General features: G+C 67.9%; 14 protein-coding genes and 1 tRNA gene. 6 read left to right on the top strand and 9 right to left on the bottom strand.

What is annotated here, in order from left to right; all coding sequences use genetic code 11:
- The 6 genes from BN13_RS19825 to BN13_RS19820 form a co-directional block, all read right to left on the bottom strand.
- The coding region (locus BN13_RS19825; RefSeq protein ID WP_407667885.1) for a carbohydrate ABC transporter permease at positions 1-372 on the bottom strand (372 nt) is incomplete at its 3' end.
- Positions 373-559: 187 nt separating this feature from the next.
- Positions 560-1,882 (bottom strand): ABC transporter substrate-binding protein, encoded by a 1,323-nt coding sequence (locus tag BN13_RS17810; RefSeq protein WP_048545769.1) that lies wholly within the window; start codon positions 1,880-1,882, stop codon positions 560-562.
- 388 nt (positions 1,883-2,270) lie between these two features.
- Complete coding sequence (locus tag BN13_RS17805; protein WP_235433973.1) at positions 2,271-2,663, bottom strand: PadR family transcriptional regulator; 393 nt, start codon at positions 2,661-2,663, stop codon at positions 2,271-2,273.
- Between the two features lie 47 nt (positions 2,664-2,710).
- Positions 2,711-3,679, bottom strand: coding sequence for a zinc-binding dehydrogenase (locus BN13_RS17800; RefSeq protein ID WP_048545772.1), 969 nt, complete (start codon positions 3,677-3,679; stop codon positions 2,711-2,713).
- 20 nt (positions 3,680-3,699) lie between these two features.
- Positions 3,700-4,812 carry a CapA family protein gene (locus BN13_RS19470; RefSeq protein ID WP_053079755.1) on the bottom strand — a complete coding sequence of 371 codons (1,113 nt, stop codon included), beginning with the start codon at positions 4,810-4,812 and terminating at the stop codon, positions 3,700-3,702.
- Positions 4,809-5,252, bottom strand: a complete 444-nt coding sequence (locus BN13_RS19820; RefSeq protein WP_048548544.1) for a DUF2231 domain-containing protein — start codon at positions 5,250-5,252, stop codon at positions 4,809-4,811. The genes BN13_RS19470 and BN13_RS19820 overlap by 4 nt, the downstream gene beginning before the upstream one ends.
- Before the next feature lie 68 nt (positions 5,253-5,320).
- On the opposite strand from BN13_RS19820, the gene BN13_RS17785 reads away from it, so the two are divergent.
- From BN13_RS17785 to BN13_RS17765, 5 genes are all read left to right on the top strand, one after another.
- Entirely contained in the window at positions 5,321-6,337 is a 1,017-nt protein-coding gene (locus tag BN13_RS17785) for a chorismate-binding protein (protein WP_048545776.1), read from the top strand.
- Positions 6,334-7,179 carry an aminotransferase class IV gene (locus BN13_RS17780; RefSeq protein WP_201329064.1) on the top strand — a complete coding sequence of 282 codons (846 nt, stop codon included), beginning with the start codon at positions 6,334-6,336 and terminating at the stop codon, positions 7,177-7,179. Before BN13_RS17785 ends, BN13_RS17780 begins: the two co-directional genes overlap by 4 nt.
- Positions 7,176-7,682: a PGPGW domain-containing protein gene (locus BN13_RS17775; RefSeq protein ID WP_235433974.1), complete on the top strand. Its 507-nt coding sequence runs from the start codon at positions 7,176-7,178 to the stop codon at positions 7,680-7,682. Before BN13_RS17780 ends, BN13_RS17775 begins: the two co-directional genes overlap by 4 nt.
- A 390-nt stretch (positions 7,683-8,072) precedes the next feature.
- Positions 8,073-8,146, top strand: a tRNA-Val gene (locus BN13_RS17770).
- Positions 8,147-8,451: 305 nt separating this feature from the next.
- Positions 8,452-8,835: an ankyrin repeat domain-containing protein gene (locus BN13_RS17765; RefSeq protein WP_048546515.1), complete on the top strand. Its 384-nt coding sequence runs from the start codon at positions 8,452-8,454 to the stop codon at positions 8,833-8,835.
- A gap of 64 nt (positions 8,836-8,899) precedes the next feature.
- Here BN13_RS17765 and BN13_RS17760 read toward each other — a convergent pair whose 3' ends face one another.
- Positions 8,900-10,441, bottom strand: a complete 1,542-nt coding sequence (locus BN13_RS17760; protein WP_048546513.1) for a catalase — start codon at positions 10,439-10,441, stop codon at positions 8,900-8,902.
- A 15-nt stretch (positions 10,442-10,456) separates the two neighbouring features.
- Positions 10,457-10,924, bottom strand: a complete 468-nt coding sequence (locus BN13_RS17755; RefSeq protein WP_048546512.1) for a Fur family transcriptional regulator — start codon at positions 10,922-10,924, stop codon at positions 10,457-10,459.
- Positions 10,925-10,990: 66 nt separating this feature from the next.
- Here BN13_RS17755 and BN13_RS17750 point away from each other — a divergent pair, with 66 nt between their 5' ends.
- On the top strand, positions 10,991-11,413 hold the full coding sequence (locus BN13_RS17750; RefSeq protein ID WP_048546506.1) for a hypothetical protein: 423 nt from the start codon (positions 10,991-10,993) through the stop codon (positions 11,411-11,413).
- Positions 11,414-11,469: 56 nt separating this feature from the next.
- Here BN13_RS17750 and BN13_RS17745 read toward each other — a convergent pair.
- Positions 11,470-11,925, bottom strand: a 456-nt coding sequence (locus BN13_RS17745; protein WP_048548542.1) for a family 1 glycosylhydrolase, incomplete at its 5' end; no start/stop codon positions are given.

Raw genomic sequence — 11,925 nt, 5'->3', positions numbered from 1 at the left:
CAGGCGGGCGCTGACGATCACTAGCCAGTACCACGGCGGTTTGGTCAGCGAGAGCCACGGAATCGAGTCCGCCCCGAAGACGCCGAGCATCGCATTGGCCGCGCCCGAACGCACTCCCGCGAAGATCGACATCTTCCAGATGAGGGCGGCCACGACATACGAGCAGGCCGTCGGCAAGAAGAAGACCGAGCGGAAGAAGGCCTGCATGACCCGGGTGCGCGCGACCAGGATTGCCGTCAGCAGCGATAGCGCGAAGGTCGTTGGGACGATGAACAACGCAAAGACGATGAAGGTGCCCAGGCTGGAGCGGAAAGACTCGTCCTTCAGCATGTCGAGGTAGTTGCCGGCGCCGACGAACTTCGTCGGCGTCACGGTGTTGTAGGACTCGAAGAAGCTGAGGTAGATGCTCCAGATGATCGGGATGTAGATGAAGATGATCAGCCCGAGGACGAAGGGGCCGACGAAGACCCAGAACCACAGGTTCTGATTCTGTCGGCCGCGCAGCCGAGCCCCCCGCTGGGGACGGATCGACTGGAAGGCTGGAGGTCGTCACCGGCGACTAGCCCAGGACGCGCTTGACCTCGGCGTCGGCGATCGCCTTGACCTTGGCGATCTCGGCCTTGGCGTCGGCGCCGTCCTTGACGACCTTCGTCATCATGTCGCCAAAAGCGGTGCTGCACTTGGGAGTCCACAAGATCGTGCTCTGCGCGTGGCCGAACTCCTGAGCGGCCGCTGCCGCATCCTTGGCCGCACCCGACTGCAGGGTCTTGGCCTGCGGCACCAGCGAAGCGCGCGCCGGGATGTGGAAGCCATATGCCGTGGCGAAGTCCAGTTGCTTATCGGTCTGGTCGACCCACAGCCACTTGACGAACTCCTTGGCGGCATCGACACTCGCCGACTTCGCCGAGACGCAGGAGCCATAGGCGCCAACGACGACCGACTTCTTGCCGCCCGGCATGGCTGGCCACGGCACGCAGCCATAGTCGTCGCCGAGCGCCTTGGTCAGGTCGGGGAAGGTCCACAGGCCGGTGAACTGCATGGCGGTCAGGCCCTGGGCGAGGGCGGACCCGTCATACCAGTCCTTGGGCGCGCCGAGCAGGAGGTACTTGCTCTGGAACATCTCGCGCAATTTGCCTAGGGCCGCAACGACATTGTCGTTGTCGAAGCCGAAGGACCCATCCTCGTTGAGGTAGTCCGCGCCGGCCGAGAAGAGCATCGGGCCACCCATGAGACCGACGCCGCCGTCGTTGCCGAGGAAGAGGCCCTTGGTGTCGCCGCTGTTGAGCTTCTCGGCGGCAGCCATCAACTCATCGATGGTCTCCGGCGGCTTGACGCCGGCCTTCTCCAGCAAGGACTTGCGGTAGACGAGAATCTGCATGTCGACGACCTGCGGGACCGCCCACAACTTGCCGTCATAGGTCATCCGCTTGACCATGGCCGGGTTGAAGTCTGCTTCGGCGTCGCCGAGCAGCCCGGTCAGGTCGACGACCTGGCCACCCTTGATCATGTCGATGGTCGGGCCATTGCCGTACTCAAAGACGTCCGGGCCATTGGCGGTCAGCAGGGACGCGGCCGTGGTCTGGTCGTAGTCGCCCGGTTTCCAGGTGACCTTGACGTCAGCGGCGGTGTAGGCCTTTGCGTAGCCCTCGACCGCCTGCTGCGTGCCGGCCTCGCCGTACTGGTGATACCACTGCTGCAGAACGGGTTTCGCACCCCCGGAGGCCGAGCCGGATGCGGAGGCGCTGGCGCCGGAACTCGTCGTGGAGGTCGCTCGGCCGGTGTTCCCGCCGCACGCCGCCAGGGCACCGCTCGCCGCGACCGCGCCACTGAGGGCGAGCAGGTTGCGCCGGTTCAGCGTCGCCCGAGCAGTCTTGTCCGACATAGTTCCTCCGATCTTGTGATGCCGACCTTCGCCATCACAAGGTCACGCTAGTGCGGCGCTGACCCAGGACCGGGGATCTTCGCGTCACGGGAGGGTCTCAGGTCATTCCGCCCATGCCGCCGCCGACATTGCCCACCCAGAGCGCGTTCTCCGGCGCGGGGGAGGACCCGCGCCGATCCTCGCCGCAGTTGTGGCAGCGCAGGTAGCGATGACCGTCTTCGGTGTAGGCCTCCGACCAGCGGTGGCCGAGGTGAAGGCGGCACCGGATGCTCGGATATAGCGGTGGAGTGCTGGTCAGGATGGGGTGGTCGGGTGCGAGCGTCGCGGCGGCGAGGGAGAGCGAGGGTCACCAGCTCGACGGCACGACGACTGAGGAAACTCGGCTGACTCATGACGAGACTTCTATCGGGTTGGGATTGGCGGAATCGAGAATGGCGGGACTCAGGATGGTGGCCAGGCCGCTCGATCGAGCGACGTGGCTGCGTTCCGTGACCGGCGCGGGCCAGACCTTGGCCAGCGCGGCACGCGCGCCGCTCACGCCCGCATCGGTCATCGCGTAATAGCGGCGGGCGCGGCGCCCCGCGTCGGACTCATCGATCTGCTCCCAGCGGGAACTCACCCAGCCGGCGTCTTCAAGACGGGCCAGGATCGGATGGACCGTCCCGCTCGCGAGACCGGCCTGTCGGGCAATGTCATAGCCGTGGTGCTCCTTGCCCTGATCGGCCAGCAGCACGGCCAATACCCGTTGGGTTGGGATCGTCATCCGGAATGGCGTGCTCATGCTTTAGTCTACCTAGGGCTAGGTAGAATACAAGTGTTATGACGGCATCAGTTTCGGAAGACGATCTTGCCGCTCACGTCCCCACGCACCATCCGCTCGAACCCGGTCCGCGCCTCGGCCAAGGGGATCACCGAGTCGATTCGGGGTTGGATACCCCGCTCGGCGACAAACCGGGCCAAGCGCGCAAGTTCCTCCCTGGTTCCCATTGTCGAGCCGATGACCCGCAGCTGCTTGAAGAAGATCTTGGTGAGCTCGGCCTTCGCCGGGGCATCCCCGGACGTCGCCCCCGAGATGACGATCGTCCCGCCAGGGCGCAGTGCGTTGACCGAGTGCGACCAGGTGGCCGCGCCGACGGTTTCGAGGACGGCGTCCACACGCTCGGGCAGTCGCGCGCCGCTCTCGAAGACCTCGCGGGCCCCGAGGTCGAGCGCGAGCTCCCGTTTGGCGGCGTCCCGCGAGGTGGCGAACACCCGCAGGCCAGCCGCCGCCCCCAGCTGGATAGCGGCCGTAGCGACGCCCCCACCCGCCCCCTGGACCAGGATCGTGTCACCGGGACTCACCGCGGCATTCGTGAACAGCATCCGGTATGCCGTGAGCCAGGCCGTCGGCAGGCACGCCGCCTGCTCCCAGGACAAGCCCGCGGGCTTGGGGACGAGGTTGCCGGCAGGAATCCGGACCCGTTCGGCGAGCGTCCCCGGATAGATCTCGGAGAGCAGCGATCGGCGCGGGTCCATGGTGACGTCGGCGCCCCAGCCGGGGGAGGAGACGACGGGATAGACCAGTACCTCGTTGCCGTCGGCGTCGTGACCGGCCGCATCACACCCGAGGATCATCGGGAGCCGGTCGGCCGGGAGGCCCACACCGCGCAACGACCACACGTCGTGGTGGTTCAGGGCGGCGGCGACGACATCAATGGTCACCCAGCCGGCGGGTACCTCGGGCTCGGCGAGGTCACCGACATACAGGCCCGATAGGGGATCGGTTGTGGACTGGGTGACGGCGGCGACGGCGAGCATGTCGCCACAGTAGCGGGCGGCTATCCGGGGGCGTCCGGTGCCGCGGTCAACCCCGTGCAGGCGCGGGCTTCCTCCCACAGCCCCGTCAGGCGCGTCGCATCTGCTGGCGCCGGTTCTGCGGGTATGCCGTTCCGGCCGATCAGCAGCGGCCTCCACGACGCGCTGGTCACCACGGGCCCCGTCCTCGCCTGGGCCGGTTGGCTCGCCTTGGTGCGGTCGACGGTCAGGGTGAGAATCCCGGTGCGCGAGTCCGGCTCGGCCGAGCGCCACCAGACGAAGTTGCCGAGTCCGTAGTCGACATAGGCGCGGCCCAGCCACCCCGCGCCGTTGACCCGATGACTATGCGCCCCGACGATGACGTCGGCTCCTGCGGCCTCGAGATCGCGGGCAGTGGCGACGGAGCGCTCGTCCGGGCAAGTCTGGTAGTCAAAACCCCAGTGAAGATAGACCACCACGACATCGGCCGTGGCCCGTGCGGCCGTGACCGCGGCGACGAGGCGAGTGGTCGGCATACTGCTGGCGACGCCCGCCTTGGCCGGACCCGCCGAGAACAGCGGCAAGGTCGTCTCGTCAGCCACTTGGTCGGCCCCGAAGACGGAAATCTTGAGCCCCTTGACGTTCATAAGCCGCGGACTGAAGGCGTCCGTTTCGTCCCTGCCGATCCCGACGATCGGGACCGGGCTGGCGGCCCGCGCGGCGAGTGTGTCGGCCAGCCCCACCTCGCCGTAGTCGGCCGCGTGATTATTGGCCTGGGTCAGGATCGTCAATCCGGCATTGGCCAAGGTCGTCAGCGCGGACACGGGCGCTCGGAAGAAGAAGGCCTTGGCCATCGGGGAGCCGCCATCCGTGATCGCGGTCTCGAGGTTCGCCATCCGCAGATCCGCATTGCCCCACAAGGGTTTCAGCGGGGCCAGGCCATTGGGATCGGTGGCCAGGGGAGCGAGATAGTCCGCGAAATGGATGTCTCCGCCGAAGGCCAGGGTGATCGATCCCGCAGGTTCCGGGGAGGCGTTGGTTGAGCCGGTTGCGGCCGACCGGGCGGCGCCCGTCGACGACGGCTCGGACGAACCGCAGGCCGCCACGGTAAGCACGGCGGTCGCCAGGATCGCGCTGCTCCAGCGCCGAGATGTCACGACCCCGACGTCGAGTCGATGACGGAGGTCCAGACGGCCTTGGCGCCACTGTGGCCGGCGAGGGCAACCGCTCCGGTCGCAAAGACGGCGGCGGCGATCGAGAGGATCAACGCCACGCCGACGCGGGCCGTGGCCGCCTCGACCCGGGCGACGAGGAAGACCACCACCAGGGTGACGGCGGCCAGGATCAGCAACGCGGTGCGCGCCAGCTCGCCGCGTTCCTCGTGCTCGAAACCCGGCTCGCCGACCCCCGCCTCGGTGGCGACGACGGCGGCACAGCCGGCCACGAGAGCACAGGCGACCGTGGGCCAGCGCAAGCCGGCCCGCCAGCGGGGGACGGCGGCATACGCCACGAGGAGGAGTGCCGCCAATGGGCCGAGGACGACCACCGCGTGCACGACGAGGGGGTGCAGCGGCAGCCCGAGGACGGTGTCGAACATGGAGCCACGCTAGGGCGTCCCGGGCCCATTTCCTTGGTGGACGCGCGGCGGCCAGTAGGGTCGGCCCCGTGAGTTGGGCGCGGTTCGGTGGGCGAACGGCATACGACCTGGTCGAGGTCTCCCACGACATCGACGAGCTGACCACGGGCTTTTGGGCCGTCGTCATCGACTTCGAGGGGAGCCTGACCGCGCTGCGCTTCGCCCGGCATGGGCGACGGACCGTGGCCCGGCCGCAGGACTATGCCCCCTGGATGCCCTTGACGGGGGCCTGGTCGACCACCCTGGAGCGCGGGGCCTATGTCGACGGCGTCGACGCGGTGCGCGCGGCCATCGGCCGGGGGGAGGTCTACCAGGTCAACCTCTGTCGCATCCTGAGTCACGACCTGCCGGACGACGCCTACCTCCCCGCACTCGCGCAGCTGTTGACGCGCGGGAACCCGGCCCCGTATGCCGCGGTGATCCACGCGCCGACCGAAGGCGTCGACATCGTGTGCGCGTCGCCGGAGCGCTACCTGCGCAGGGCCGGGAATCGCCTGACCTCGAGTCCGATCAAAGGGACGGCCGTCAGTGCGGCGGAGATGCTCCCCAAGGACTATGCCGAGAATGTGATGATCGCCGACCTGGTGCGCAACGACCTTCAGCGCGTATGCCGCCCGGGCACCGTCGTCGTCGACCGCCTGTGCGGCGTCGAGGACCACCCGGGGTTGGTGCATCTGGTCACCGATGTCTCCGGCGAACTCCTCCCGGAGGTGTCGTGGCGCCACATCCTCGACGCCTCCTTCCCGCCCGGGTCGGTCTCGGGAGCGCCCAAGTCCGCAGCGCTGCGGATCATCGGCGAGTTGGAGCCGGTCGCCCGGGGTCCCTATTGCGGTGCCATAGGCTGGATCGACGCAGAACGCGACGAAGCGGAACTCGCGGTGGGGATTCGGACGTTTTGGGCCGAGGGAGGCCTAAGTGACCGGACGCTCCACTTCGGTGCCGGTGCCGGCATCACCTGGGGCTCCGACCCGTCGGCCGAGTGGGAGGAAACGCAGTTGAAAGCCGCGCGCCTGATTGGTCTCGCGTCCGGGACGGTGCGACCGTGACGGGCGTGCGTGTCTGGGTCGACGGCACGCTTCGCGGCGACGCCGAGCCGGCGTTGGGGGCACTGGATCACGGGGTCACCGTGGGCGACGGCGCCTTCGAGACGTGCAAGATCGTCGGCGGGCAGGTGTTCGCCGCCGCGCGCCACCGTCAGCGACTGCGCCGCACGACAGCCGGGCTGGGCCTGCCCGAACTCGACGAGGATGCCCTGGACAACGGCATCGCGGCCGTCCTGGCGGCAGGGGAGCCGATCGTGTTCGGCCGCCTGCGCTACACGGTCACCGGTGGCATCGGGCCGCTCGGCTCGGACCGAGGCAGCGGCCCGCTCACCTATATCGTCACCGCCGCCGAGGTGCCCCGCCCCGAGCCGACGGCCCACCTCTCCGTCACCCCGTGGACCCGCAACGAACGCTCCGCCGTCGCCGGCCTGAAGACCACGTCGTATGCCGAGAATGTCGTCGCGCTCGCGTATGCCCGGGAGCGGGGGGCCGGCGAGGCGGTCTTCGCCAATACTCGGGGTGAGCTCAGCGAGTGCACCGGGAGCAATATCTTCGTCGTCGTCGGCGACCAGATCCACACCCCGCCCCTGTCCTCCGGTTGCCTCGCCGGGATCACCCGGGAACTGACCATCGAGTGGTGCCGGGAGGCGGGGATCGCGGTGGTGGAGGAGGCGCTCCCCCTGAGCGTGCTCCATACGGCCCAGGAGGTGTTCATCACCTCAAGCACGCGCGACGTGCAGCCGGTTCGGCAGGTCGATGGGCGCGTCGTGGCTGCGCCGGGACCGCTGACGGCCCGCGCCGCGGAGGTGTTCGCAACCCGAGCGGCGCATGGAATGGACCCGTGACGGAGTCGGAGTTCCGCGATGCGCGGGAGGTTTCTCCGGATCACGCGGCGCTCGACCGCAATGCGATCGCGCGGACCGACCGCGGGATCCTGCTGGACAAGGACGACGACGACTGGGCCTGGCGACGCAAGATCCGGTCCCACCCCCCGACCGCCCGCCTCTATCGGGCGCTGGTCTTCGTCGTCGGGCTGGTGCTCGTGCTGGGTGGGCTGGCGCTCGTGCCGCTGCCCGGACCGGGCTGGCTCATCGTGATCGCCGGAATCGCCATCTGGGCCAGCGAGTTCGAAAAGGCCCAGGCGCTGCAGGACTTCGTGCGCGACAAGTTGCGCGCCTGGAATGGCTGGATGCGCGCGCAGCCTCTGTGGGTCCAGGCCTTGGGAGCGCTGGCCACCGCGGCCTTCGTCGCGGTGGTCATCTGGCTCGCGTTGCGACTGACGGGCGTCCCGGGCTTCCTGCCCGATGGTATCGAGCGCTTCCTGCGCCTCGTACTGGCCCTCGACTGAGGCAACTGCCGCTGATCAGCGTCGGCGAGGGCCGTCAGCAGGGGTTCATCGACGGCCAGCTGGCCGTATCGGACACCGTGTGGGTTCCCGTGGCATCCGTGTAGGTGTAGCTGCTCGTTCGCAGTCATAGCAGAACTTCCTTCGTACTCCCCACTACCCCCCGACGAGGAAGCCATAGCACAGTGTGCGGTCTAGATCGTTTCAGGAGAAGAGGGCGATCTGCTGCGGACGCAATAGCCTCGCGCGGACGCAATAGCTTTTGCGTCCGCGGCTGGTTATTGCGTCCGCTGGGGCCGACCGCCACGTACGCCACCCAGGGCGCGTTCAGCCGGCCGGATTGGGCCTGCCCGCGACCTGGGGTATTGTTGCCCAGCCGCCACGGCGGCGCCCGGATGTGTAGCTCAGTTGGTTAGAGCGTTCGCTTCACACGCGAGAGGTCAGGGGTTCGAGTCCCTTCACATCCACCCACTTGCTCCGCGGCGTGGGCGCCTGCGTTGGGGCCCACCTTCACATCCACCCACTTGCTCCGCGGCGTGAGCGCCTGCGTTGGGGCCCACCTTCACATCCACCCACTTGCTCCGCGGCGTGGGCGCCTGCGTTGGGGCCCACCTTCACATCCGCCCGACTTGCTCTGTTCGCTCAGCGGCGAACACCTGGAATACGTATGCCGCCGCGTCGGCTGCCGCCTGCGCGTAGCCGCTACCCCCGCCTCAGTCCATTGGTATTCAAAATCTCCGGCCGTCCTGGCCGTCCCAGTAAGATGTGCCGGATGCTCAGCCCGGAACAGCAGGACCGCGTCGTCGCCCTGACCCAGGACTTCGCGCGCGAGGGGCGGACGGAGGATCTGGCCGACTTCCTCGACCACGGAGTGCCCGTGGATCTGCAGGATGGTGACGGCAACAGCTTGCTGATGCTCGCGGCATACAACGGGCAAGGCGAAACCGTGGCGATGCTCTTGGAGCGCGGCGCGGATGCCAACCTGCGCAATAGCCGCGACCAGTCGCCGGTGGCCGGGGCGATCTTCAAGGGCGAGGACGCGATCGTCGCGCTGCTCGTCGCCGCCGGCGCTGATCTCAACGCCGGCACCCCGACTGCGCGCCAGGCGGCGCAACTTTTCGGTCGCGGACACCTGCTCCCCGAGCGGGATGTATGACGCGGCGCGCGAGATAGCGAAGGGCCCGGGCGCACTTCCGCACCCGGGCCCCTCGTCGCTCAGATCAGAGCAGGTCGCCGTCGAAGTCGGGACCAGACTCTAGGTCGTCCATGCCCGCCTTCGGGGCCTCGCCGGCACCGAGGGCGCGGATGGCCTCGGTGACGCCTGCGCCATACGCCGGGTCGGCGCTGGTGCAGTTGGCGATATGGCGGTCGATCGTCTCCTGCGAGGCGCCCGAGATCGCGCGAGCGGTGTTCTCGAAGAGCCGCTGCTTTTGGGCGTCGGTGAAGGAGTTGAACAGCGCCCGCGGCTGGCTGAAGTAGTCGTCGTCGTCCTCGCGGAAGTTGAACCGGTCGGCGAAGGGGTCGATCTTCAGGCCCGGCTCACGGAACTGCGGCTGCTCCTGCCAGCGCCCGTAGGAGTTGGGCTCGATACCCGGCGTCGGCTCGGAGTGGATCCGCATGGCACCGTCGCGGTGGTAGGAGTTGGTGCCGGGCGCTCCCTTGGGGGAGTTCACCGGGATCTGGTGGTGGTTGACGCCGAGGCGGTAGCGCTGCGCGTCGCCATACGAGAAGAGGCGACCCTGCAGCATACGGTCAGGCGAAAAACCAATGCCGGGAACGACATTCGCGGGGGAGAAGGCCGACTGCTCGACCTCGGCGTGGTAGTTGTCCGCATTGCGGTTCAGCTCCCACTCACCGACCTCGATCAGCGGGTAGTCCGCCTTCGGCCACACCTTGGTCAGATCGAACGGGTGATAGGGCACCTTCTCGGCGTCGGCCTCGGGCATGACCTGGACATACATCTTCCACTTCGGGAAGTCGCCCGCCTCGATCGCGTCGAAGAGCGCGCGCTGGCTCGACTCGCGGTCGCCGGCGATGATGTCGGCGGACTGCTGGTCGGTGAGATTCTTCAGGCCCTGCTGGCTGCGGTGGTGGAATTTCACCCAGTAGCGCTCGCCGGCCTCGTTGTAGAACGAGTAAGTGTGGCTGGAGAAGCCGTTCATGAAGCGGTAGTCCGCCGGGATGCCGCGGTCCGACATCACGATGGTGACCTGGTGCAGCGCCTCGGGCAGGTTGGTCCAGAAGTCCCAGTTGTTCTCGGCATTGCGCAGGTTGGTCTTCGGGTCGCGCTTGACGGCGTGGTTGAGGTCGGGGAATTTCAGCGGGTCGCGGAAGAAGAAGACCGGAGTGTTGTTGCCGACGATGTCCCAGTTGCCCTGGTCGGTATAGAACTTCACCGCAAAGCCGCGGATGTCGCGCTCGGCGTCGGCGGCGCCGCGCTCACCGGCGACGGTGGAGAAGCGCACGAAGAGCTCGGTCTGCTTGCCGATCTCGCGGAAGATCGAGGCGCCGGTGTATGCCGTGATGTCACCGGTGACCGTGAAGGTGCCATAGGCGCCGGAGCCCTTGGCGTGCATGCGTCGCTCCGGGATGACCTCGCGGTCGAAGTGGGCGAGCTTCTCGAGGAACCAGACATCTTGCAACAACAAGGGTCCGCGGGCACCCGCGGTCATGCTGTTCTGGTTCTCCCACACGGGAGCGCCGGCGACCGTGGTCAGTGGGGCGGTGTTGCCAGGGTTCTGGCGGGGGCCGGAGACTGACATTGTGGCAAGGACCTCCTAGTCCTGTTGTGTTGGAGCGGAATTCGGTGTTAGAGCGGAAGCTTGGCAGTTGGGGCACAGGCCCCAATAGATGACCTCGGCCTCGTCGACGACGAAGCCGTGGTCGGTGGTCTCGGTTTCCAAACAGGGTCGTATGCCCGTGGCGCACGGCACGTCGACCAGGGTGCCGCAGCCGCGGCATACCAAGTGGTGGTGGTTGTCGCCGCCGTCGAGTTCGTAGCGCGCGGGCGCGCCGGCGGGCTCGATGCGCCGCACGAGGCCGGCGTCGGTGAGGACGCGCAGCACGTCATACACGGCCTGGGTCGAGACTCTGCCGAGCCGCGCGCGCAGCCGCCGGGCGAGCGAGTCCACGTCAACGTGTCCCGCCTCGCGGAGCTCCGCTAGCGCCGCCACGCGGGGACCCGTCACCCTCAGCCCGGCCCCACGGAGCACGGTGGCCGGCTCGGTGTCGAGAGGGAAGGGCATACCCTCACCTTGGCACGTAATCTGGAATGTTTCAAGATTTCATCCGGCGTGCCTACGATGTGACGTATGCCGCAGCCCCTCGCCTCCGTGGTCGACATCCGGACCTTCCCCGAGAAGGACCAGCCTGGAGTCCACCTCGATGAGGTTCTGATTGAGACCGAGGGCCTGGCCGGTGATCGGCGCAAGAAGTCGCCGGTGCACGCGATCGCGCAGGCGGACGCCGCGGACACGCGGGCCAACCTCGTCCTCACCCTCGACCCCGAGCGACTGCTGGACCTGGTGGGCCAGACGGTCTCCCTCGGCGGCGCGCGCCTGACGATTGTGCGGCAGGCGGGCAATTGCGCCGGTGTGTATGCCGATGTCGTCACCCCGGGCACGGTCGCCCGCGGGGATCAGATGTATGCCGAGCCCGTCTCGGACACCCCACGAAGTTCTCCGCTCGTCCCGCCCACGCAGAGCGTGGGACCCAGCTCTGATACTTCGCCGTGACCCCGTCCACGACTTTCGCAACACGGCCTAGTCCCGGGCTCGTCCCGTGCCGACGGTCAGCCGCGATTCGCGGCGATGCGATCGCGATACCAGGCGAAGGAGTCCTTGGGCGTCCGGGTCAGGGTGTCGAAGTCGACGTGGATCAGGCCGAAACGCTGGGCGTAGCCATCGGCCCACTCGAAGTTGTCCAGTAGCGACCACTGGAAGTAGCCCCGAACGTCGGCGCCTTGGTCGATGGCATCTCCGAGCGCGTCGAGGTGATTAGCCACGTAGTCGATCCGCCGACTGTCGGCGACGCGACCGACGGAGTCCGGACCGGTGTTGTCGGAGCAGCCGTTCTCGGTGATGTAGATCGGGGGGAGGCGATCGCCATACCGCTGGGTGAGTTGAACGACTAACTCCCGCAGCCCATCCGGGACGACCGGCCAATCGAAGTCGGTTCGTGGGTAGCCCTCGATCCGCCGGAAGAAGTAGGGGAGCCCGGTGGACTCGGCGGCCTCGCCGGGGCCGGG

It is taken from the genome of Nostocoides jenkinsii Ben 74 (assembly GCF_001046875.1).
Taxonomy (GTDB): Bacteria; Actinomycetota; Actinomycetes; order Actinomycetales; family Dermatophilaceae; genus Nostocoides_A; species Nostocoides_A jenkinsii.
Note: the sequence above shows the minus strand (reverse complement) of the source record. Positions and strands in the feature narration are given on the sequence as shown.